Raw genomic sequence first — 20,801 nt, forward strand, 5'->3', positions numbered from 1 at the left:
AATATGTTTAGAGGTGATAATCAGTTTTCATTCAACTTAGACCAACATGAGTTAGTGATAGATAATTTTGCAGGCGGTGGCGGTGCTTCTACAGGTATTGAAATCGCTATTGGTCGACCTGTGGATGATGCTATCAATCATGATCCTGCGGCGCTAGCGATGCACAAAACTAATCACCCATTAACCAATCATCATTGCGAATCGGTATGGGATGTTAACCCTGTTGAACTGTGTGCTGGTCGGCCTGTTGGTCTTGCATGGTTTAGCCCAGACTGTAAGCACTTTTCAAAAGCAGCAGGTGGCAAACCTCTCGAAAAGAAAATCCGTGGTTTGGCATGGGTAGCAATGCGTTGGGCTGCTATGGTTCGCCCGCGTATTATTATGCTCGAAAATGTTGAAGAGTTTGTTTCTTGGGGTCCGTTAGTTGATGGTAAGCCTTGCCAAAAGCGCAAAGGTAAAACCTTCAACAGTTTTGTACACCAATTACGCCAGCATGGTTATAAAGTCGAGTGGAAGCAATTAATCGCCAGTGACTATGGTTGCCCGACCATTCGTAAACGCTTCTTTCTTGTTGCTCGTTGTGACGGCCAGCCAATCACGTGGCCAGCACCTACACATGGTAATCCAGAAAAGCAGCCAGTTAATGGTCCACAATTAAAACCGTGGAAAACAGCCGCAGACATTATTGATTGGTCAATTCCTTGCAAGTCAATTTTTAACAGGAAGAAACCACTCGTAGATAAAAGTTTAGCCAGAATATTTAAAGGCATTGTTAAGTTTGTTGTAGACAACCCCAAGCCATTTATCGCGCCTAGTTCAGCCACAATCGTTCCTTTTATCACTGAATATGCTAATGCAAGCAGCCAACGGAATATGGCAGCAAATGAGCCGTTAAGAACCATTTGCGCTCAAGTTAAAGGTGGTCACTTCGCACTTGTTACGCCAAAGCTTGAAAAAGTGACAGATTTAAACAGCGAACAGCAAGCGTTAATCGCTAGCTTTATGGTTAAGTATCGTGGGACAAATGTTGGTTTCCCTGCGAATGAACCTATGCATACGGTAACCGCTGGCGGTAATCATATTGGTGAGGTTCGCTGTTTTTTAGTTAAGTATTACGGCACAGGTGTGGGGCAAGATCTTAACCAACCATTGCACACCATTAGAACAGGTGATTGCTTTGGTTTAGTCATGGTTAAAGGGGATCTTTATCAAATTGTAGATATTGGCCTTAGAATGCTAGAACCCCACGAATTGTTTGCTGCTCAGTCGTTCCCGAGTGATTACATTATTGACGTTGATCATACAGGTCAGAAATATTCAAAAGCTAAACAGGTCGCTAGGTGCGGCAACTCGGTACCACCTTTGTTAGCTGCTGCGTTAGTAAGTAGTAATTACCAGGTACCCGATGCAATCGAAAAGGTGGCTTAATGCAAATATTAGTTCAAGGCCATGAAACGAGTGAAAGTATTGCAGTGCTGCTTAAACTCACTCGTATCAACAGCAAAAATAAAATAGATGCGTTAACTGCGCACTTGGTCGATGGCCTGCCACCCAATCGGGCTTATTGGCGTTATCAGGTTTCGCAGCAACATTTTAGTGAGGCCCTAGCCAAATTAAATGCCACGGCGGATCTTGCTCTGCAGTTTCAAGAGCAAAAAAAGCAGCTAAATAATAAAAATATCAAAATTTGCGGCTATCAACCTACAGATCGATTAACGTCACCACCTGGCGATGATTAGTCATTCAGTAAGTATTTAGTAATCACTTAAAAAACAGAAATTAACACGGTTTAACTAGTGTTAATTTTACTGTTTTTTACGTGGGAAGTGAGCATTCTCACTTTTCAACTTAGTAATCGACAATAGTCTATTTACAACAATATGTTACCACTTCCTTTAGTGTAAATGAGCAAGCTAAACGCGCAAGCGCACTATATAAATGTTTAGAAAGTATAGAGTTTTTCGCTTTTCTTACCCTTGACAAATGCTGTTGGGCGGCGTTAACCTTGGGCATCGAAGCAAGTCAGATTGTTGTTCATTTTACTGAGCTGTTGGTTTTGCAGCGTAGACGAATTGAGGCAAAAAAGAGACACATGAATGCATTTTTGTCGAAGTGCAAAGTTTTCAATGAAAACTCAGTTGCGCGTTTTTCAAAGCGTGTTTACACAGCTATTTTCAAATAGCGCAGCAGCTGGTTGCGCGATTTTTTATATGTGGATAATAGATTAGGCACCGCAGTTGGTGTGCCAATTATGGAAAATTGAATTATGACTGATGAATTTATGTTGTACGAAAAGATGGACATGCTAAATGGGTTGTTTGCAACATTACATACTGAGGCAGACAAGGTCGTGTGGCATGCCATGTTCGGAGACGTATTAGTGAGTTATGCAGTGCAATATAAGGATTTAACTATAGAAGGTTCAACTCCTGCTGCAGTTGCTGGCGTTGAGTTGGTGAAAGCGCACGAGCCAGCTCTGACACAATAGCACTAGACGTTCGTGAACTCGGACTTAGGGTGTGACTAAAGCTTAAATTGGTCACAAACGTGTGGCCGCACTCTGGGTCAGAGCATGAACAATACAGATCGGCATGGGCCAGACTCAGCCGATTTGTTTTACCTATTACTGCAACAGAACCACAGCCTGGACAAAGTACCCGCATTACAATCTCCCAATTGATTTAATCTGCTTAGCTTACGCTAAAGCACTGGGTTTTTGAACAGTGATTCATTTCATGTAAATATGTGTATTATATGCAGTTCTTGTTTATGAAAACTCTTTGAGGCTGGAAACAGTTATGTCACGCTTACTAATATTTCTTTTCATAATGTGCACAGTTGTCAGTGTGCCGGCTGTTTCCACGGATATTATTCCGCAAACACTAGATACTGAATTAGTGAACTCTTTGAATTCTCAGCAATGGTTTGCTGAGCAAGTGATAATTTTGCAAAAGGAGGTTGCCGTACTGGATGCTAAATTGCAGCAAGAGTCAAAAAATATTGAATCATCCAATGAACTCAAAACTGATTTTGAGCAGTTAAAGTCAAAGCTTAACCTTTTAACTATGGAAGTTGAGTCCTCGACGATCTCAATCGATACGCGGATTGAGGATGTGAAGTTCTATACTAATGCATATGGGTTCGGGATAGGTGCTTTAACTATGGTACTAACTTTTTCTGCTATAGCACTTGGTATTATTGTGCGAACTAATGCTATTTCTGAGGCCAAGAATCAGGCGAGTAAGCAAATTGATGAATGGATTGCTGAAAAACAAAGTACTATTGTTAACGAAATTAAAATTGAAGTTGAAAAAGATGTGGGAATACTAATTAAAGGTGGTGAGGTACAGATAGATAAATATGTAAAGGAAATGGAAGTAAAAGTAGGTGAAGCTAAAGAATCTCACAGAGTTATATTAAAGCTTCAGGAATTCATTGAAACTAACTCTTCATCAGCCACAAAGAAAAACGATTCTGAAAAAATAAGTGAAGTACATGAAAATGGTGATGATAGTTTATCTTATAGTAATAACAGTGAAGAAATGATTAATTCAGCTATTCAACATTACAAAGATGGTGAGTTCAGAATAGCTATGGATTATGCTAATAAAGTATTTGGAATAGAAAAATCTTTACTCTTAAATTCTAGTGAGCCAGTTTCTGAACTAAGAAGAGTCATTGTGACAGGTGCTCAGTTTGTTATGGCACTTTCTCACACGCGGATGGGTGATTATGAGGTTGCAATCGATATATTTACTGAAATTATAATTAAAAAGTCAGAGCCTAAAAGTTTAGAACAAGATGAAGAATTGTATTTAACATCGCTGGTAGTTAATAGTATTTTATCTCGTGGTTTTTGTTATGGAAAACTAGGGAAGTTGGAGCTTTCTCGTGCAAGTTATCAAAGCCTTATTGATAAATATTCAACCAACGAATCATTAGAAATTTCAAGTCTTGTTAATAGTGCTTATGTTAATCTCATTGAGTTATATTTAAAACTTTATAGTCCACAAGTTTGTCTTGATAAAATTAGTGAAATTGAAAAAATTGAAAAAATGACTGGATGGGACAGAATAGTTATAATGTTTTTTAAATTCTTACTGGATGATATCAGTCTTGATTTTCTAATTGCAGAAATGGATTTGTTATCAAATGACGAACTTGGCACTACGCAGTGGGAATTTGAATTAATAGAAGACTATTTAGGGGGGTTCGATGGTGAGAAATTATTACATGTAGGGTATGTGGTTGACTATATTGTTAACCATAACAATTTGTTAAAGTTGAAACAAGATATAGGTGAACTTGGTGTAGTCAGTAATGGGTAATGATTGTATATTGAGCTAAAGGAATAATGGCGAGATTATTCCTTTAGATTAGTATTACTTGGTTATCACTCCAAATCAAACACCAACTCCAACTTGCCGCCCACCTCTGCATCACGGGCCACGGCATCGACTAAATTGTTGATCAGCGGCTTAGTCTCGTTCTTAAAGTAAACCGCATCGTATTTTGCGGGGTCGCCAAGGCCTGCTGTGTTGGCGGGGATAATGCCTGCAAGCCCGGGTGGAAAGCGATGGGCGTTAAGTACGTCTTGGGCAGACACGTTCTTCACATTCATAAACTCATCTTTCGATTCAAAGTTGCCCACGGGGATGATCTGCAGTCCTTTCTCTTTACCGTTGGGAATATTCACAAACAGGCTTTTAAAATTACCTACGCCCTTAGAATCTTGGATCTTCTCTTTAATGTCTTGCTCAACATTCGGGTCCAGGTTCGGGTCGGTGGCGTACATGATAAAGCCCATGTGCGCGCCGTTAATGTAGTACTTACGGCGAAACAGCGTGGCGTCTTCATTCAGTAGCGCAGCTTGCAAGCCGCCGAGGTAATCGGGGCAACCGTAAATTTGTTGCACAGGATCGTACTGGCGCACCCAAATAATATCTTTGGCTTTATAACGCTTAAACTGGTTATCACGTTCAAGTACCACTGCGCCGCCATCGCTACCCACGCGGGTGCGGTAGCTGGGCAGTGGGAATAAACGCACCACTTGCCTAAATCCATTACGGATCTTGAGCAAGGCTACATCACCAAACTGCACCAGGTTTAAAAAGGTCGCGGTGACCTCTTGGGCACTCATGCCGCCAGAGGTAAAACGGCTCGCGGCCATATTGGCGCGGCTTTGCACTATGCCGCCATGTTGAGCATTACGGCGGGTTAAATTTGCCAGCAAGTGTCTATCAACGGGCGGTTCCCAGTATTGATCCCCATCGTTGTAATACAGTGAGTCATAGTCGGTGAGCCACATGTTGGGCATCACGGTTTCGGGCATACTGAATACCACGGGCGAATTAGTTGTTGGTTCGGTATCGATGTGTGTTTCATCGTTAGCGGCTTGCGTTACATCGACCATGTTGATGTCCTTTGATGTGCGTGGTTTAACGGTTCATTAATAACGGCATGGCTGATGGCAAAAAACACATCGGCGTGGCCTGTGGTGTTGTCGCGGCTGGCTTTAAAGGTAATGGCGCCCCCCGTGTCGGTGACGGTGCGGCGGATAGATAAACAGCTCATGGCAATGTCTTTGTGCGAGGCATCCCATTCGAGGCGACCGCCCTCAATCACATCAATCATTTTTAATACCAAGCGGCTTTTACTCGATACGCTGTAATGAATCGCGGTGGCTTCGCGTGGGAATAGGGTATTGATAGAGTCAAATACCCCCGCACCTATACCAGTGGTATCTACGCCAATGTAGGTGACGTTATAGCGGGCATAGATTTTTTGAATTTCACTAACGTGGTACGAAAAGTTCAAACCGCGCCAGTAGTGTTTTTCAAGTACTCTAAATTTTTCGCCTTTCTTTTCGCCTGGTGCCACCACTACGAGCGCGGCATTGTCGCGGGTGCGTGACGGGTCGTATCCTAGCCACACTTCACGGTTAGCAAAGGGCCGTGTATTTTTCGGTTTGTGATCCTGCCAACGTGCAGCATCAACCATGCATTTTTCAAGGTCGCTGAATTTAAACACGCTGTCGGCATCATCAACAAAGATGCACATAAACAGGTTATTAAAATCATCGGCGTTGTATTCGTCGCGCAGCTCGTCGATATCGAACAGTTCACAACCACCCCGTAATGCATCCTCGATAGTGACTACATAACGCCACTGTTTGTCTGGGCATAATCGGCCACGGTCGCGCATTTCTAAAAAGGTGGGGAACTCTACGGTTTCGCGCTCACTTCTACCTTGGCGCCAATGATCCCCCGTCCAAAATGAATATGCAGGGTGGGCTTTGGTTGATGGGGTCGAAAAGTAGGTTTTGCGCCAGTTCTTATGGGTGGCCATGGCCGAGGCCAGTTTATTAAGCACATCAAACTTACCAATCCAGAAGTATTCATCGACATACACATGGCCGTGGTAACTCTGGGCGGTTTTGCTATTGGTACTTAAAAAGCGCAGCTCTGCATCGCCATGCTTGGTGTGCAGCACAATCGGGTTACCGGTTAATTCAATCTCAAAAAACTGTTGGGCGATTTGTACAATATAGGTGCGGAATACTTCGGCCTGTGAGCGAGAGGCTGATAGGAATATTTGCGGATCCCCCGTTAATACCGCTTGCTCGAATGCTTCCCCAGCAAAGTAGTAAGTAGCACCAATTTGACGAGATTTAAGAATGTTACGAATACGACGATGCAAGTTTTCATGCATCACTTTTTGATATTCAAATAAAGAGGCGTACCAGGCGGCAAAATCCTCCTCAGTTAAATGGCTAACATCATTCTTACGTTTACGGCCTTTACGCTTGCTTGGCGCAGACTCACTGTGCTGATCGCCACCTTTACTATTTTTGCTGCTTTTATTACTGCTATTGGCCCCGAACGAATGGCCCTCACTGATTAAGCGTTGCTTTTTAAGCTTCACATGCTTTTCAATCAGCATGTCGAGTTCTTTAATTTGCCCGCCTGACTTATCTTGTATGTCAGTCAGCATCACAATGCGCCGAGCAATAGCCTCGTCGACTTCCTCTTCGCGCAGCATATCGCGCCAACTGTATTTATCCGCCCAAAAGTAGATCACCCGCGTATTTGGCAGGTTGAGTTCGTCGCGGATCTCATCTGGCGTCCAGCGTCTTAAATAGAGCCTTTTTGCGGCCTCGCGTAGTTCGGGAGAATAAGCCATAGGGCTAAAAATGCACTCGTATCAATGAAAACTTCCTGCAGTGTATTCAACTATTCCAAGGCTATAACGGACTTATGTTCGGCTAGATTCGGATAACACCCTGTATCCGAATTGTTCAGAATCAAACCGAGTGCCAGCACGGTTTTAGCTGGCTATGCTGCCTGCAATATCTAGTTAATATCGAATAACAACGTGCGGAGTGGGTAGCCAAAATGGGTAAACAGACAGGCTGGGTAATAGCGGCAACCGAGGGTGCCACCGTTGATGGTCGCACTATTACCAAAGATTGGATTAAAGATATGGCCGCGCAGTATTCAGTTGATGAATACACCGCCATGATCTGGCCTGAACATTTCCGCTCAACGTGGGGCCCATTTGAAGGTAAAAACTGGGGCTCTGTTGACGAAGTTAAAGCAGCCAGCGCCGATGGTAAGTTGCGCTTATACGTCAAACTCACCGCCAATGATTACCTATTAGAAGCCAACAAAGACGGCCAAAAGCTGTTTATGTCGATTGAACCAAACACTGACTACCAAGGCACGGGTAAAGCGTACCTACAAGGTATTGCGGTAACCGACTCGCCAGCCTCAACAGGCACTACCCGCCTTAAATTCTCGGTCGGCTCGGTGGATACCGAACACGAATACAGCCAGTTAGAACCCCTCGAATTTAAAGACTTTATTCAAGATACAAATAGCAAGTCGGTGCAAAGCCGGTTGTTTGGCGTGCTTGAAGCATTTTTCAGAAATAACACGCCTGAAGCGGCACCCGATATCGAAGAGGAACAACCAATGAACAAAGAACAGTTTCAGCAGTTAATGGATAAAGTCGATGGGATCGGCGGCAAGGTGGATGAACTGGAAACCAAGGTTGCAACGTTTAGCCAAAAGCCAGCGGATAACCCACCAGGTGATGATAGCCCCGCAGGCGATCCACCGGGTGACGACAAGCCAACAGGCGGGATCACTGGCGAACAGTTCTCAGCACTAATGAGCAAAGTTGATGGCATCGCAACTAAAACCGAAAGCCTAAGCACGGATTTTGCTGCGCTAAAAAAAGAAACAGGTGGCCAAGAGCCTGATCCCGCAGGGCAAGGCGAAAGCATCGACTTTATTTAACTTGGCGCGTAATTAACGCCTTAACGAATCTCAGAACGGAAAAAGTACTATGAGCCAAATATTAAACGAAGCCGCTGCTAAATTACTTCCACAATATTCAGCGGGAATAGCCAAAGCTTATGGCGTAGCTGACGCTAGTAAGCAATTTAACGTCAGTGCACCACTTGAAATTAAGCTGCGCGGTGCATTACTAGAGTCAGTTGATTTTTTAGGCATGATCACCGCACTACAAGTTGATCAACTGCAAGGCCAAGTGGTTAAAGTGGGTGACTATGGTATTGCCACAGGTCGCAAAACTGACGGTCGATTTAGTAGTGGTCAAAGTATTCAGGCCTCTACTTACGCACTAACAGAAACGGATTCTGTTGCAGCGCTGAAATGGAGCTTGCTATCAACATGGGCAAATAGTGGTAATCCCAAACAGTTTTTAACACTGATGAAATCGAATGCAACCAAGCGTTTTGCACTCGATATGATCCGCATTGGTTTCAATGGTAAATCAATTGCTGTTGGTGATACTGATCCTGAAGCAAACCCTAACGGCGAAGACGTTAATAAAGGCTGGCATCAGTTAGTTAAAGACAACGCACCGGATCAAGTTATGGGTGAAGCTATTTACTTCAATCCTGATGCCGACGTTCAAGCGCTAAAATCAAACGAGTATAAAACACTCGATGCGATAGTGACTGATCTTCGCTTGTCGTTAATTCATTCATCAATGCGAAACGACCCGCGCTTAGTTGTGTTAGTTGGTAGCGATTTAGTCGCCGCTGCGCAAATCAAGATGATGAACCTAGCAGATAAACCCACTGAGAAAGTCGCCGCCCAGCAAATGGATAAGTCGATTGGCGGCTTAAAAGCCTACACGCCACCGTTCTTCCCTGGCAAACGTATTGTGGTTACGCCGCTTTCTAACTTGCACCTTTACACCCAGAAAAATACCTCTTCACGTAAGTCTGAAAACAGCGAAGACCGCAAGCAGCATGAAGATAAATACTGGCGAAACGAAGGTTATGCGATTGAAGAGTATGAAGCGTATGCGGCCGTTGACGAAGAGTTAATGACTATTGGTGCACAGCCTGCGTAAAGGCTAGCCACTATCAGGCACTCGCTGAGTGCCTGAACCTCTTTACCGTTTAAGCATAAAAACCAGATCATCAAGGATATTGCTATGAGTGCTATTGCCAATTTCAAAAAACGCCGTGCTGCTGAAAAAGCTCAACATGATCACAAAGACACCGCAGCAACGCCCGTGCCAGCCAACGAAGCATTAACGCTATTGGCATACCTACTCGGTTGCGAAGAGTCAGAAGCGATCGAAAAGGGGAGTGTCGCTGTTGAGCAAAAAGCACGATTTGTTGAAATGGAAATTCACGTTGATCTTGCCTCTGGTGAAGACAAAAGCGTAACGGCATTAGTGACCACTGATAGCGATGGCAAAATTACTGATATTAGTGAGACTGCTGTCATTAGTGAGATTAAGACCGAACTCACCGAGAGTGCTGAAAGTGTTAACCATGCAGCTGAAAACGTGGAACTCGCCACTGACAACGTAAACCAAGCCGCTGAAACCATCGATACCGCAGCAAGTGACGTTAGCGAAGCCACTAACGATTTGGCTTATAGCGCTGATGATATTGCCAATGTAACCGCTGAACTCAAAGAAGCGACCACCGAATTAAAAAAGCCGTCGGCGGCGCCAAAATCCTCGCCTGGCGCGAAGAAAGAGACGCAAAAAAGCAGCTCGAGCAAGTCAGCCTAACCGGTGATGCGCAGCATGCGCCAAGCCTGCATTTACAGCTGATAGAGCTAGAGGCCGACTTAAAACGCCTCAAAGGGTTTGCAAGACGGGCGGATAAAGTCGCCCACAAACGTGATGTGTTACTGCCCAAATGGCTACCGATTGTCACCGACTATTTAGCTGAAATTGAAACTGAAATTGATAAGGACAAAGGCAATGATAAACCTAGTGATAACCCTATTTTTGCTTATTGCATTATTTGGCTGTTTGACATTGATGATCTCGGCCAAGCACTTGAGTTCGGTTTCAAAGCTATCGAGTTACGCCAACCTATGGCGCGCGCCATTCGCCGCCAATGGGCTGGGTTTATTAGCGATGCTGTGTTCGATTGGGCGGAAGTGCAAGCAGAAAACGGCCACAGCATTGAGCCGTTTTTCAGCCAGGTATTTAAGCGGGTTATTAACGATTGGAAACTGCCGGAACAAGTTACCGCCAAGTATTACAAATTCGCAGGTTTGGCATTACTGCGCACAACGAACGGCGACATTAAGCCAACCCAAGTGGGTGACATTGACCGCCTGCAGCAAGCTGATGCGTTATTGGAGAAAGCCGCCAACCTGCATAAGCATGCCCAAGTAAAAACGGTACGCAACAAGATTGAAATGAGAATACGTGCGCTAGAAGCCTATGGTTCGCAAGAGAACGGTTCGCAAGAACAAGGCAACTAACGCAAGGGACCGACTCCCACCCCTCCAGTGCACTGGCTGAGTGTTTAACGGGCGACCGCTAATAACCACTGTGACGCCAACTGCACTGAACCTAATTTAAACGGTTGTTATTGGTAACAGCCCTGAGCGGCATTTAAGAGAGCAAGCATGAGCGGATTTGGGTTTAATGCAGGTGAAGCAGATAGCATTGCTATCGACAAAGACAGTGGCTGGCCTGCGCTGTCGTCGGGTGAATTTCGCACCCATCGCCGCATACCTGAAACCTTTGAAGAACAAGCGCTTGCTGACTCACTCAATCGCAGTGTTGCTGAAATTCAGCAGCAGTTAACCGAGTACATTGCAGAGACCGACAAGGATGTCCCATTCGCCCTAGGTATTGGTTTAATCCCCAACTTTACTGAAATACAGATAAGCATTTATCGCGGCGCTGTTTATGCCCGCAGCCATGCTGATCTATTGGGCTATTTTTCTGCAGTCGACCAGAAAGAAGCCGGCAATAATAAGGCGCAAGACCCAGAGCAGCAAGACACCATTTTGGCCCAAAGTAGTCGCGGCATTCGTTTATTACTCGGCCTTGACCGTGTTGGGGTGCATTCATTATGAGTACTGACTCGTCACAACAAAACGCACCGCAAACTAAAACCCAGCTGCAGCAGTTAACCGAGTTTTTACTCGCTAGCCTGTCGCCGGTGATTAAGGCAAATAACATTGATGCCTGGCAAGAGCGCGGCACTCTGATTTTGAGCGGTGAAGACAAAGGCGCTGGCGGTTTTGAAGTGGCCAAATGGAAGCACAGCGCGGTGATTGCATTAGAAGATTTTCCGCACCGCAAAATTAACCCGTACAACTTATTGGCCATGGTGGCGGCTTATCTGCTTGATAGCGACTGGCCCCGTGATGCCTATGATTTAGCGGATCCTGATATCGATATTGATATGGAAAGCAAAGACACCACCACCGTATTGATAGAAGTCGAACTCCTCGATGACATCGAGCTGATCCCCGATGACACAGGGCCCGTGAAATTTAATGGTGGCCGTTATCGTGTGTCGCTGGTGCCGCTCAATATTGCCGACAGTATTGAAACCCATGTATCTATTGCGGGTGACGCATGAGCTTAGTGATTACGCCCAATAGCCGTAATGCGCTTACGGTAAAAGACCAGTTAACCATGCTTACATTACCAGCCAAGAAGCGCACTCGGATTTTAAAAACACTTGGTCGTTTTGAACGTGCAAAAGCACGTAAACGTATTAGTAAACAAAGCACGGTTGATGGGCACAAGTTTGTCGCTAGAGCCGATGGCCGCAAAGCCAAAATGCTTAAGAAAATGACCAGAAAATTAGAGCCGTATGTCAAAAGTGCTAAACGCTTAGAGCTTAAGCATAAGTCGCCCCAAACAGGTCGAGTGGCTGCTTTTCAGCAGGAAGGTGGTATTGAAAAGTACACCGCCAAACAAGCCAAGAAGCGCAATGGTGTACCAGATTACAAAGGACCATGTACGAGACGCCAAGCAAAAGCATTAGCAAGGTCGGGTTATAGAATCCGTAAAGGCAAAGGTAACCGTTACCGTCGCGCAACTATCACCGAGATTATGGAAAACATGACACTTGGCCAAGCGGGGTTAGTGCTACGCACATTACGCAGTACCAAAGCGGAATCAAGCTGGGATATTCAAGTCTCCCCGCGCCCATTTTTAGGTGATACGCCTGCCAATGTGCAAACCGAATTAGCCAAACTATTAAGCCAAACAAGAGGATAACCCCATGCCATTAGGTAACGTTACCGTAAACAACCAAAACCAAGCACAGGGTGAGGTGCAAGCCATTGAGCGCCACTTTCTGTTTGTCGGTTTAGCAGGTAAAGCGGAAGAGGCCAGCCAGCTGTTCTCGCTCAATGCCCAAAGTGATCTTGAGTCGATGTTTGTTGATAGCAACCTACGTACTCAGCTTATTGCCGCGCAACTGAATGCGGGCCAAAACTGGACGGCAGCGGCTTACCCGTTAGCCGCTGATGAAACCATTGCTACCGCCATTGACCATGCTAATGAAGTACAGAGCTTTGAAACCATAGTTGTCTGTGACGTGCAAGCAACCGCGCAAAAAATTAGCGAAGCCTCTGATTTGGTACTGGCACTGCAAGGCTCACATGGTCGTTGGTGTTCAGCCATCGTTGCGCTGCCTGGTATCGCAGAATTAGAAACATGGCCGCAGTACGAAGCCAAACTAGCCGCACTGGTTGCAGGCCTAGCGCTGCCATTAGTGGTGCCAGTGCCGCAACTTAACGGCAATAACGTTGGTGTGCTTGCGGGCCGCTTGTGTAACCGCAGCGTGAGTATTGCTGATTCACCGATGCGCGTGGCCACAGGCTCGGTCGCGGGGCTTGGCATTATGCCAGCGGCTACCGATGAAACCCCACTGTCACTGGCAACGCTTAACACCTTAGCTAAAGCGCGCCTTAGTGTGCCGCAGTGGTATCCCGATGTGGCAGGCGTGTATTGGGGTGACGGTTCGACATTAGAAGTAGAGGGCGGTGATTATCAGGTGATTGAAAACCTGCGGGTGGTGCACAAAGCCAGCCGCGAAGTGCGTATTCGCGCCATCTTACGTGTGGCCAATCGCATTCTTAATTCTAGCCCTGCCAGCATTGAGCTGAATAAAGGCTACTTTATGAAGCCACTGCGCGCCATGAGCAAAACTACCACGGTAAATGGGGTGCCGTTCCCTGGCGATATTACCCCGCCGAAAGTGGGTGATATCGAAATTGTGTGGCTGACTAAAACGCAAGTCACCATTGCCATGGTCGTTCGTCCATACAACAGCCCTAAGTCAATCACCGTCAACATCATGTTGGATCTTAGCGTTCTTTAAGCGCTAAGACTCACGCAAAGTATTGGAGAAAACAAGATGCGTTTATCTGGAATGAATTTTAGAACCCACATGGGTGATACCGCCATCCAAGTTGATGCGGCCACCGTGTCGATTACTGACAATAGCGGCGTGTCACAAACAGGCGGTGTGCCCGATGGTGCCGTCGACGGTGATGTCGCGGGTAACGGCGAAATTACCGTCAATGCCGCTAATTTCGCGCTTATTAGCCAGCAAGCAAAAACAGCCGGTTCATGGCGTGCATTGCCAACATTCGACATTCAGTTTTACGCCAAAACGTCAAAAGATGAAATGAAGGTTGAGTGTTTTGGTTGCCGTATCAAGCTTAGCGATCTGCTGGATATCGACAGTAAAGGCGGCAGCGCTAGCCTGTTTAAAATCCCGTTTGATATCACGGATCCTGACTTTGTCCACATCGATGGCGTGCCGTATCTGCGCCCCGATGAAATTGAACACATCGTACAGTAAGTGCAGCTAGGAGAAGCGAGTAATGGATGATGCAGATTTAGCGGTAAGACACGAAGTGCGTGCAGAGGCTAGAGCTAAAGAAGCGCGCTTGAATGCTAAACCTGCAGCGCCCAGTGCCCACCACTGTATTGAATGTGGTGATGACATTAGCCAAGCAAGGCGTAACGCGGTGCCAGGTGTTGAGCGGTGTATTGATTGCCAAACATTAAGTGAGAAAAAGCGATGAGCCAATTACGCAACAGATTGATAGCCGAGGTAATAGAGCGTGAGGGCGGTTATGTGAATGACTCTACTGATCGCGGCGGCGAAACCATGTACGGCGTCACGGTAAAAGTGGCACGTGAGTATGGCTTTAAAGGGGCTATGCATGATCTGCCTTATGAACTGGCTTTTAAAATCTATCAAGACCGTTACTGGGCACCGTTAAAGCTGGATGAAATCCAGCCATTAAGTGAAGTACTCACGGAGCAGCTTTTCGATTTTGGGGTTAACTCCGGTGTTAGCCGTGCAGGTAAATGTTTGCAGCGAGTACTCAACGTACTCAACAACCGCCAAACACTGTACCCAGATTTAACCGCCGATGGTGTGGTGGGTAGCCGAACGCTGCGCGCATTAATCAAATTTATTGATCATCGTAAGCAAAGCGGCTTGAAAGTACTCATTGAAGCTATTCGTGGTCAGCGCATTAGCTTTTGCATCAACATTGCAGTGAAAGACGAAAGCCAAGAAAAGTACCAGTTTGGCTGGCTTAAACGCATCGTGCATTTATAAGGAACTAGCCATGAACCTGTTAAGCATTCTAGGCAAAGTCGGCACCTCTATTTTAGCCGATGTGATCCCCGGTGGTAACACCATTCTAAAAGTGGTTAATCAGTTTTTACCCGACGATAAACAGCTCGGCGATAAAGCCACAGGCGCTGAAATACAAGATTCTGTTGCGGCCTTGCCCGCAGAGGTGCAAGCGCAGGTATTAACCAAACAGTTTGATGTTGAAATCACCGCCATTGAAGAACACACCAAGGTGATAACCGCCTTGGGTGATGTAGACAAAACAGGCCATTCAACACGGCCAGCCATCGCAATGATGATGGCAAAAATTGTGGCGTTCTCGGTCATCGTGTTGGTGTCGTTCTTAGCGGTCGCCATGTATCACGGTGACAGCCAAACCATAGTGGCGATTGGTGACAACTGGCCGTTAGTGATAGCAATACTCGGTACGCCAACCGCATTGCTACGTTCGTACTTTGGTATGCGCACTAAAGAGAAGCAGCAGAAGTATCAGGCGGTATCTAACGTGCGGCCAACATCGATATTGTCAGACGTCATTAGCCGAATAGGGAAAGCAAAATGAACGATGTTGCCACTTGGATAATGGTTGTTATCGCCTTTTTAAGTTTGGTATTAGGTGTACTAGTACCGGTGATTATTGCGATCTATAACGCTCATAAAAGCACAGCTAAAGAGCTGAGTGATCACAAGACCCACGTGGCCGAAACCTACGCCACCAAAGATGATGTAAAAGATTTGGGCGACCGAATTGAGCGCCAAATGAAAGACGGCTTTAACAACCTCAAAGAACTATTTAATAACCGAAAAGATAAGGATGCAGCATGAAACAAACAATCACACTTACCGTAGGTAACACCGAATTTAAATTTAACGTGACGGTGAATGACCATTCAGATTATATCGATACTATTTCTCGCGGTGGATCTATGACTGCGGCCTCACATAATTTTGTGCTGCGTGTCATCGATAAACCCCAGAAAGATGAATTGAAAAAAATCCTTGCCGAGTCACCTGGTGCAGAAGTGCAGATAGCGGGCACGCTAAAAGGTGAGTTCGCACCGGTGCTGGAAATAGCGGTAAAAAAATAACCGCGCTGGTTGAGTCAATCGACAACAACCAGTTAGAGCAGATGCTGATTATTAGGCGGCATCAGCTGCCACACGAAGATGACAGTGAGCAGTCCATTGCCCGAGCGCTGTGGCTGCATAAGAACCACTTGGAAAGCCTTGAAGTTGTCACTGCTAACGGCGTGAATAGGGCTTTTTCTGGCAAAGCGAATTAATAACATAGGGGAGAGTGATCACCAATGAGCCTACCAAAACCACTGATGTTTACCGTCGGCTTAGTTGACCAGATCACTAAACCTATCGCAAAAATCACCCAGCAATTTAGTGGGCTAGCGGCTAACTACCAAGCCGGAACCATGCAAATGGCCACCGGTATTGCTGGCATTGCAGCCAGTGGTTACGCACTGCAAAATGCACTGATGCCCGCCATTGAAATGGACCGCGCATTAGGTGAGGTTAAATCTCTTGGGGTGCGTCAATCTGCCCTTAAGCAATTAACCGATACCAGTTACGAGTACGCGCTCAAATATGGCAAGTCAGCTACTGACTTTATCGGCTCAAGTTATGATATTCAATCGGCGATTGAAGGGCTAAATGACTCGGATCTGTCGCAATTCACCCTAGCTTCAAACGTACTGGCCGCCGCGACCAAAGCAGATGCGGCCACCATTACCAGTTATATGGGCACCATGTATGGCATCTTTAAAAACGATGCTAACGCCATGGGCAAAAGTGACTGGGTTAGCCAAGTCACAGGCATGACGGCCACTGCTGTGCAAGCGTTCAAGACCACGGGCGCAGAAATGTCGAGCGCCTTTACGGCCATTGGCGCCGAAGCGCAAAGCGCTGGCATTGAAATGCATGAGCAGATGGCGATTCTGGGCACACTACAAGCGACCATGTCGGGCAGTGAGTCGGGTACTAAGTACAAAGCATTCCTTGCGGGTGTAGGTAAAGCTCAAAAGGGCTTAAACCTGCAGTTTACCGATGCCCAAGGCGCGATGCTGCCTATGGTCGAGATCCTCAACAAAATTAAAGGCAAGTATGGTGAAACACTAGACGTTGCCGAGGGTGATGCACTGGCTAAAGCCTTTGGCTCACAAGAGGCGGTTGCCACGGTTAAATTGTTAATGGGTAACATTGACGGTTTAGCGGGTTCAATCAATAAACTCGGTGATGTTAAAGGCATGGGGCAGGCCGAATTAATGGCCGCCGCGATGACCGACCAAAGCCAACGGCTAGCCCAAAGCTGGTATGTCATTCGCGCCGCGTTCGGCTCAGCTGTTCTGCCAGTCTTTAATCAGTTTGTCGGCTGGATAGCCGATATGGGCAAACAGGTACTGTGGTTTACCCAAACATTCCCTAACTTAACTCGTGTACTCGGTTATGGCGCCATTGCACTGCTCGGCCTTGTTGCTGCAGGCGGTGCATTCACTGTGATGATGGGCGTGGGCAAAATGGCCATGACCACCTACGGTGTGGCCGCAATGGCATGGGCGGGCATAAATACCGCGTTAACATCGGGCTTGGCATCACTGCGCGGCATGATGCTAGCCGTGAACATTGCCATGTATGCCAACCCCGTTGGCTTAGTGGTCGCGGGTATTGCTGCACTGATTGGTGTCGTTGGCTTAGCTGTTTACTACTTTGATGATCTTCGCGCCATGATGGTTGGCACAGCATGGGGTGAGCCGATATTGTTTGCGGTTGACGCTATTGCTGGGTTACTCAAAACGCTAGGCGGTATTGTGATGAGCGTGTTTGGTGGCTTTTTCAGTATTGTTGCCACCGTATTTAACGCGCTAAAACCCCTAGCGAGCTTTTTACTCGATGTTGTGGTGTTTAACCTCAAAATCATGGGCGGAGTATGGGCGGCAGTATTTGGCGTTATTGCTTATGGAATTGGCGGACTGGTTAGCATCGTTAATTGGGTGGTGACAGGCATTGTTGATGGCTTTACTTGGGCATTTGACGCTGTAGGTGCTGCTTGGAATGGCTTAGTCAGTTGGTTTACTAACGATGCGTGGGTGCAGCACTTACTCGGTAAAGCGCTTGATGTGGGCAGTTTCTTCTCATCGATGTGGGACGACATTAAAGCAGTGTTTGCAGAAACTTGGGGCTGGATAGCTGACAAGTTAAATATGCTGCCAGGTATCGATATCGATGTCACACCGATTATGGCCGATGTTGACCAAGCCGCGTTGCAATCAACCATTCCCGATGTACTTAAAAACCACAATCAACAAGCGGTGCCAACATGGATGCAGCAAAGTGCTGCCAATGATGGAAGGATCGCGGCACCTATGAATGGTCCGTGGTTGAATGCGGGACTAGCGCCCGCTGCCGCTTCACCTAATCTGCAAACACAGCAACAGCTGCAGTTAGTGAAAACTGACACTAATTTGCCTGCGCCTTATCTACCAGAGTCTTTAAGTCAGTCGCTTGAAGTGCAGCGCACCATGCCTGCGCCGTTTAAGCCCAATGCATTAACCCAACAACTTGACCTTAAGCCGGTCATGAATGAGCCCATGGCTAACACCATTAAGCCGCGCTTTAACCAGCAAGCAGCAATGAGCGCTAAAGCTAACCGCGTAGCAAATCAATCAAGCAGCAAGAGCCTCTCTTTTGGTGACGTGATTATTAAAAATCCACCGAAAAACTTCAGCCTTGCCGAAATAGCTGAGCAACAGGAGTTAATGACCGGATGAGCGATTTAGCCCAGTACAGTGATCTGCTCATCAAAGATGGCGCCCTTGCCATCGATGTGGGGGCGCAGCCGCAGCTCACCAACACCCGCGCCAGCATTGCCCAAGATGTAAAACACATGCTGATGGAATCGGGCCTTGTGACTAAGTTACTCGCCCAGCGCAGCGCCACCATGCGCAGCGATGTGTATACCGAGATGGAGCTGCTGATCGAAACCGATAATCGTTTAGTGCCAGGTTCTATCGAGCTAGATATTGCCAAGCCTGAATTAATCACCATTACCGCCACAACCTATGAGTTTGGGCAACTGACTCTCGATATAAACACTGCAGAGGTAACCTATGCCACGGCCACAAGTTGATTTTGAAAGCGTATTAGCCAGCGACGGTGTGCCATTAACAGCGGAAGGGGTGACCGCGTTACTAGAGGCCGATGTCACAGCAGCCAACTCAATTATCAGTAATAACAGCGCCATGAGCCCATTTTGGAAACTGTTCTCTGCTTGCGTGGTTACCCCTGTGTTATGGCTCATTAGAACTCTGCTGGCTAACCATGTTCTGCCCGCAATGTTTGCCGCCACGGCCACCGAACTGTATTTAGAGTTAAAAGCGTGGGATGTGGGACTTGAGCGCAAATTAGCCGCGAAAACCCAAGGCTATATCAGCTTTACCAAGTCAGACATTAGCGCCGCTGTGTGGGTGAAAGCGGGCACCGTAGTGCAAAGCGATAGCACATTAGGCGCTATTTATAATCTGATAGTACTCACAGATGTTGTGATCCCCACAGGCTCGTTAAGCTTACCTGTTTTGTGTGAAGCGACAGCAACAGGCGCGGGTTATAACTTAGGTGAAGGTTATTACCATTTACTGCCTGAATCCGTGCCAGGTATTGAGTCGGTGAGCAATGTCGGCGACTGGATCACCCAAGCGGGCGCAGACAAAGAAACCGATGACGAACTGGCACTGCGCATACGTGATCAGTTTGCCTCAGTCGGCAGTTATCACATTGATGCCGTCTACCGCGCGGCCATATCCACCTTTGCCGGCATTCGTAGCGACTTACTCTATTTTGAACATGACGCGCCGCGAGGCCCAGGCACGGCTAATTGCCATGTGATGATGGAAGTGGGCGAAACGCCGCAAGCGCTGATCGATGACATTAACCATTATATTAATGCCCAAGGCTACCACGGCCATGGTGATGATCTGCAAGCGCTGGCCATTGCTGGCAGCGTCACAGATTTAGTCATGACCTTTTGGCATGAGGCATCGCTTGAAGCCGATGAAATTAGCGCTCTAAAACTTGAGCTTGAGTCACGCATTCGCGCCGCGTTTCGAGAATCTGACCAGCACCCCACACTGACCAGAACACTACCCCAAAGCGTATTTGTGTTTTCGACCTTAAGCAGCGAGTTAAGCGCCATGTTACCGCAGCTTAAAAGTGTGCGCTGGGCAAACGACGACCTAACCAATGGTCTTGCTTTGCCGCGTATTACTAGCTTAACCATCAACAATGGCGGGTCAATTTAATGAGTAATAAAACCCCTGAACTCCCCAAGCTAACACCACCGTGGTGGATGGATGGTAAAACGTTAGCAACTACGACTGAACCCCAAGAACCCGCCATGTTGACCACGGGCATGCAGGGTTTTTGGCAGCGGGTGCGCGGTTGGTTTTTACGGATATTAGTGCAAAAAGACCCGCTAACCTGCTCTGTCCAGGTGCTAAACCTGTTGGCGTGGGAACGCTCTATAACGCGCTTTAATGATGAGCCGTTGTGGTTGTATCGCAAGCGGGTGGCCTACGCATTTGTTAACGCAAAAGACGCAGGCAGCACCCAAGGCTTTATTGCGATTATGCACCGCCTTGGGCTAGAAGTGACCAGCATTAGAGAACGGCAAGCGGGACTTGATTGGGACAGGGTATCGATTGAAATTGACGATACCGAAATAGCCCCTAACCAAGCGTTATTGGCCGAGTTAATTCGCAGTTATGGCAGAACCTGCCGCCGTTACGACCATTTGTCCGTAAGGCTCGTGGTTAACAATGTGGCGATTACCGAAGCCAACCATGACTTTCAAACATTAACAGTTTCAACGACACGCTAAGGGGAAA

General features: G+C 46.7%; 26 protein-coding genes. 23 read left to right on the plus strand and 3 right to left on the minus strand.

Going from position 1 to position 20,801, the window contains the following annotated elements:
- Positions 1 to 3: 3 nt before the first annotated feature.
- The 3 genes from L2755_RS12115 to L2755_RS12125 all read left to right on the plus strand — a co-directional run bounded on the left by L2755_RS12115 (position 4) and on the right by L2755_RS12125 (position 2,488).
- On the plus strand, positions 4 to 1,428 hold the full coding sequence (locus L2755_RS12115; protein ID WP_248980958.1) for a DNA cytosine methyltransferase: 1,425 nt from the start codon (positions 4 to 6) through the stop codon (positions 1,426 to 1,428).
- Entirely contained in the window at positions 1,428 to 1,739 is a 312-nt protein-coding gene (locus L2755_RS12120) for an adhesin biosynthesis transcription regulatory family protein (protein ID WP_248980959.1), read from the plus strand. Before L2755_RS12115 ends, L2755_RS12120 begins: the two co-directional genes overlap by 1 nt.
- A 527-nt stretch (positions 1,740 to 2,266) precedes the next feature.
- Positions 2,267 to 2,488, plus strand: a complete 222-nt coding sequence (locus L2755_RS12125; protein WP_248981012.1) for a hypothetical protein — start codon at positions 2,267 to 2,269, stop codon at positions 2,486 to 2,488.
- Here L2755_RS12125 and L2755_RS12130 read toward each other — a convergent pair.
- Positions 2,412 to 2,663: an Ogr/Delta-like zinc finger protein gene (locus L2755_RS12130; RefSeq protein ID WP_248980960.1), complete on the minus strand. Its 252-nt coding sequence runs from the start codon at positions 2,661 to 2,663 to the stop codon at positions 2,412 to 2,414. The two genes, L2755_RS12125 and L2755_RS12130, sit on opposite strands and share 77 nt — an antisense overlap.
- A 135-nt stretch (positions 2,664 to 2,798) precedes the next feature.
- Between L2755_RS12130 and L2755_RS12135 the strand changes: the two genes are divergently transcribed.
- Positions 2,799 to 4,328, plus strand: coding sequence for a tetratricopeptide repeat protein (locus L2755_RS12135; protein WP_248980961.1), 1,530 nt, complete (start codon positions 2,799 to 2,801; stop codon positions 4,326 to 4,328).
- A gap of 65 nt (positions 4,329 to 4,393) precedes the next feature.
- Here the strand turns inward: L2755_RS12135 and L2755_RS12140 are convergent, their stop codons facing one another.
- A complete protein-coding gene (locus tag L2755_RS12140; RefSeq protein ID WP_248980962.1) occupies positions 4,394 to 5,413 on the minus strand; it encodes a phage portal protein in 1,020 nt (339 codons plus the stop codon).
- Entirely contained in the window at positions 5,401 to 7,182 is a 1,782-nt protein-coding gene (locus tag L2755_RS12145; protein WP_248980963.1) for a terminase large subunit domain-containing protein, read from the minus strand. The genes L2755_RS12140 and L2755_RS12145 overlap by 13 nt, the downstream gene beginning before the upstream one ends.
- A 212-nt stretch (positions 7,183 to 7,394) precedes the next feature.
- Here L2755_RS12145 and L2755_RS12150 point away from each other — a divergent pair, with 212 nt between their 5' ends.
- From L2755_RS12150 to L2755_RS12240, 19 genes are all read left to right on the plus strand, one after another.
- Positions 7,395 to 8,300: a GPO family capsid scaffolding protein gene (locus tag L2755_RS12150; RefSeq protein WP_248980964.1), complete on the plus strand. Its 906-nt coding sequence runs from the start codon at positions 7,395 to 7,397 to the stop codon at positions 8,298 to 8,300.
- A 49-nt stretch (positions 8,301 to 8,349) separates the two neighbouring features.
- A complete protein-coding gene (locus L2755_RS12155; protein ID WP_248980965.1) occupies positions 8,350 to 9,387 on the plus strand; it encodes a phage major capsid protein, P2 family in 1,038 nt (345 codons plus the stop codon).
- 84 nt (positions 9,388 to 9,471) lie between these two features.
- Positions 9,472 to 10,062, plus strand: coding sequence for a hypothetical protein (locus tag L2755_RS12160; protein WP_248980966.1), 591 nt, complete (start codon positions 9,472 to 9,474; stop codon positions 10,060 to 10,062).
- Between the two features lie 41 nt (positions 10,063 to 10,103).
- Positions 10,104 to 10,769 (plus strand): phage terminase small subunit, encoded by a 666-nt coding sequence (gene gpM, locus L2755_RS12165; protein ID WP_248981009.1) that lies wholly within the window; start codon positions 10,104 to 10,106, stop codon positions 10,767 to 10,769.
- Between the two features lie 147 nt (positions 10,770 to 10,916).
- Positions 10,917 to 11,372: a head completion/stabilization protein gene (locus L2755_RS12170; protein WP_248980967.1), complete on the plus strand. Its 456-nt coding sequence runs from the start codon at positions 10,917 to 10,919 to the stop codon at positions 11,370 to 11,372.
- Positions 11,369 to 11,884 carry a phage tail protein gene (locus L2755_RS12175; protein ID WP_248980968.1) on the plus strand — a complete coding sequence of 172 codons (516 nt, stop codon included), beginning with the start codon at positions 11,369 to 11,371 and terminating at the stop codon, positions 11,882 to 11,884. Before L2755_RS12170 ends, L2755_RS12175 begins: the two co-directional genes overlap by 4 nt.
- Complete coding sequence (locus L2755_RS12180) at positions 11,881 to 12,531, plus strand: hypothetical protein (RefSeq protein ID WP_248980969.1); 651 nt, start codon at positions 11,881 to 11,883, stop codon at positions 12,529 to 12,531. Before L2755_RS12175 ends, L2755_RS12180 begins: the two co-directional genes overlap by 4 nt.
- Positions 12,532 to 12,535: 4 nt before the next feature.
- Positions 12,536 to 13,639, plus strand: a complete 1,104-nt coding sequence (locus L2755_RS12185) for a DUF2586 domain-containing protein (RefSeq protein ID WP_248980970.1) — start codon at positions 12,536 to 12,538, stop codon at positions 13,637 to 13,639.
- Between the two features lie 36 nt (positions 13,640 to 13,675).
- The gene (locus L2755_RS12190; protein WP_248980971.1) at positions 13,676 to 14,125 is read left to right on the plus strand and encodes a phage protein; all 450 of its coding nucleotides are present in this window, start codon (positions 13,676 to 13,678) and stop codon (positions 14,123 to 14,125) included.
- Positions 14,126 to 14,147: 22 nt separating this feature from the next.
- Positions 14,148 to 14,351 (plus strand): TraR/DksA C4-type zinc finger protein, encoded by a 204-nt coding sequence (locus L2755_RS12195; RefSeq protein WP_248980972.1) that lies wholly within the window; start codon positions 14,148 to 14,150, stop codon positions 14,349 to 14,351.
- The gene (locus L2755_RS12200) at positions 14,348 to 14,896 is read left to right on the plus strand and encodes a glycoside hydrolase family 108 protein (RefSeq protein WP_248980973.1); all 549 of its coding nucleotides are present in this window, start codon (positions 14,348 to 14,350) and stop codon (positions 14,894 to 14,896) included. The genes L2755_RS12195 and L2755_RS12200 overlap by 4 nt, the downstream gene beginning before the upstream one ends.
- A 10-nt stretch (positions 14,897 to 14,906) precedes the next feature.
- Positions 14,907 to 15,476, plus strand: coding sequence for a hypothetical protein (locus L2755_RS12205; protein ID WP_248980974.1), 570 nt, complete (start codon positions 14,907 to 14,909; stop codon positions 15,474 to 15,476).
- Positions 15,473 to 15,739, plus strand: a complete 267-nt coding sequence (locus L2755_RS12210; RefSeq protein WP_248980975.1) for a hypothetical protein — start codon at positions 15,473 to 15,475, stop codon at positions 15,737 to 15,739. Before L2755_RS12205 ends, L2755_RS12210 begins: the two co-directional genes overlap by 4 nt.
- Positions 15,736 to 16,002 carry a putative phage tail assembly chaperone gene (locus L2755_RS12215; RefSeq protein ID WP_248980976.1) on the plus strand — a complete coding sequence of 89 codons (267 nt, stop codon included), beginning with the start codon at positions 15,736 to 15,738 and terminating at the stop codon, positions 16,000 to 16,002. Before L2755_RS12210 ends, L2755_RS12215 begins: the two co-directional genes overlap by 4 nt.
- A 41-nt stretch (positions 16,003 to 16,043) precedes the next feature.
- Positions 16,044 to 16,196 (plus strand): DUF6890 family protein, encoded by a 153-nt coding sequence (locus tag L2755_RS12220; protein ID WP_248980977.1) that lies wholly within the window; start codon positions 16,044 to 16,046, stop codon positions 16,194 to 16,196.
- Positions 16,197 to 16,220: 24 nt separating this feature from the next.
- Positions 16,221 to 18,689 carry a phage tail tape measure protein gene (locus L2755_RS12225; RefSeq protein WP_248980978.1) on the plus strand — a complete coding sequence of 823 codons (2,469 nt, stop codon included), beginning with the start codon at positions 16,221 to 16,223 and terminating at the stop codon, positions 18,687 to 18,689.
- Positions 18,686 to 19,048: a DUF2590 family protein gene (locus tag L2755_RS12230; protein WP_248980979.1), complete on the plus strand. Its 363-nt coding sequence runs from the start codon at positions 18,686 to 18,688 to the stop codon at positions 19,046 to 19,048. The genes L2755_RS12225 and L2755_RS12230 overlap by 4 nt, the downstream gene beginning before the upstream one ends.
- Positions 19,029 to 20,216 (plus strand): baseplate J/gp47 family protein, encoded by a 1,188-nt coding sequence (locus tag L2755_RS12235; protein ID WP_248980980.1) that lies wholly within the window; start codon positions 19,029 to 19,031, stop codon positions 20,214 to 20,216. The genes L2755_RS12230 and L2755_RS12235 overlap by 20 nt, the downstream gene beginning before the upstream one ends.
- Positions 20,216 to 20,794, plus strand: a complete 579-nt coding sequence (locus L2755_RS12240; RefSeq protein ID WP_248980981.1) for a phage tail protein — start codon at positions 20,216 to 20,218, stop codon at positions 20,792 to 20,794. Before L2755_RS12235 ends, L2755_RS12240 begins: the two co-directional genes overlap by 1 nt.
- Positions 20,795 to 20,801 lie beyond the last annotated feature (7 nt).

The organism is Shewanella abyssi (assembly GCF_023284025.1).
Taxonomy (GTDB): Bacteria; Pseudomonadota; Gammaproteobacteria; order Enterobacterales; family Shewanellaceae; genus Shewanella; species Shewanella abyssi.

Coding starts and splice junctions, on each gene's coding strand:
- L2755_RS12210 (WP_248980975.1), top strand. CDS start 15,473: ATGAACGATGTTGCCACTTGGATAATGGTTGTTATCGCCTTTTTAAGT.
- L2755_RS12160 (WP_248980966.1), top strand. CDS start 9,472: ATGAGTGCTATTGCCAATTTCAAAAAACGCCGTGCTGCTGAAAAAGCT.
- L2755_RS12145 (WP_248980963.1), bottom strand. CDS start 7,182: ATGGCTTATTCTCCCGAACTACGCGAGGCCGCAAAAAGGCTCTATTTA.
- L2755_RS12150 (WP_248980964.1), top strand. CDS start 7,395: ATGGGTAAACAGACAGGCTGGGTAATAGCGGCAACCGAGGGTGCCACC.
- L2755_RS12215 (WP_248980976.1), top strand. CDS start 15,736: ATGAAACAAACAATCACACTTACCGTAGGTAACACCGAATTTAAATTT.
- L2755_RS12205 (WP_248980974.1), top strand. CDS start 14,907: ATGAACCTGTTAAGCATTCTAGGCAAAGTCGGCACCTCTATTTTAGCC.
- L2755_RS12225 (WP_248980978.1), top strand. CDS start 16,221: ATGAGCCTACCAAAACCACTGATGTTTACCGTCGGCTTAGTTGACCAG.
- L2755_RS12180 (WP_248980969.1), top strand. CDS start 11,881: ATGAGCTTAGTGATTACGCCCAATAGCCGTAATGCGCTTACGGTAAAA.
- L2755_RS12140 (WP_248980962.1), bottom strand. CDS start 5,413: ATGGTCGATGTAACGCAAGCCGCTAACGATGAAACACACATCGATACC.
- L2755_RS12130 (WP_248980960.1), bottom strand. CDS start 2,663: ATGCGGGTACTTTGTCCAGGCTGTGGTTCTGTTGCAGTAATAGGTAAA.
- L2755_RS12135 (WP_248980961.1), top strand. CDS start 2,799: ATGTCACGCTTACTAATATTTCTTTTCATAATGTGCACAGTTGTCAGT.
- L2755_RS12240 (WP_248980981.1), top strand. CDS start 20,216: ATGAGTAATAAAACCCCTGAACTCCCCAAGCTAACACCACCGTGGTGG.
- L2755_RS12155 (WP_248980965.1), top strand. CDS start 8,350: ATGAGCCAAATATTAAACGAAGCCGCTGCTAAATTACTTCCACAATAT.
- L2755_RS12185 (WP_248980970.1), top strand. CDS start 12,536: ATGCCATTAGGTAACGTTACCGTAAACAACCAAAACCAAGCACAGGGT.
- L2755_RS12120 (WP_248980959.1), top strand. CDS start 1,428: ATGCAAATATTAGTTCAAGGCCATGAAACGAGTGAAAGTATTGCAGTG.
- L2755_RS12230 (WP_248980979.1), top strand. CDS start 18,686: ATGAGCGATTTAGCCCAGTACAGTGATCTGCTCATCAAAGATGGCGCC.
- L2755_RS12200 (WP_248980973.1), top strand. CDS start 14,348: ATGAGCCAATTACGCAACAGATTGATAGCCGAGGTAATAGAGCGTGAG.
- L2755_RS12195 (WP_248980972.1), top strand. CDS start 14,148: ATGGATGATGCAGATTTAGCGGTAAGACACGAAGTGCGTGCAGAGGCT.
- L2755_RS12125 (WP_248981012.1), top strand. CDS start 2,267: ATGACTGATGAATTTATGTTGTACGAAAAGATGGACATGCTAAATGGG.
- L2755_RS12190 (WP_248980971.1), top strand. CDS start 13,676: ATGCGTTTATCTGGAATGAATTTTAGAACCCACATGGGTGATACCGCC.
- L2755_RS12170 (WP_248980967.1), top strand. CDS start 10,917: ATGAGCGGATTTGGGTTTAATGCAGGTGAAGCAGATAGCATTGCTATC.
- L2755_RS12115 (WP_248980958.1), top strand. CDS start 4: ATGTTTAGAGGTGATAATCAGTTTTCATTCAACTTAGACCAACATGAG.
- L2755_RS12220 (WP_248980977.1), top strand. CDS start 16,044: ATGCTGATTATTAGGCGGCATCAGCTGCCACACGAAGATGACAGTGAG.
- L2755_RS12235 (WP_248980980.1), top strand. CDS start 19,029: ATGCCACGGCCACAAGTTGATTTTGAAAGCGTATTAGCCAGCGACGGT.
- L2755_RS12175 (WP_248980968.1), top strand. CDS start 11,369: ATGAGTACTGACTCGTCACAACAAAACGCACCGCAAACTAAAACCCAG.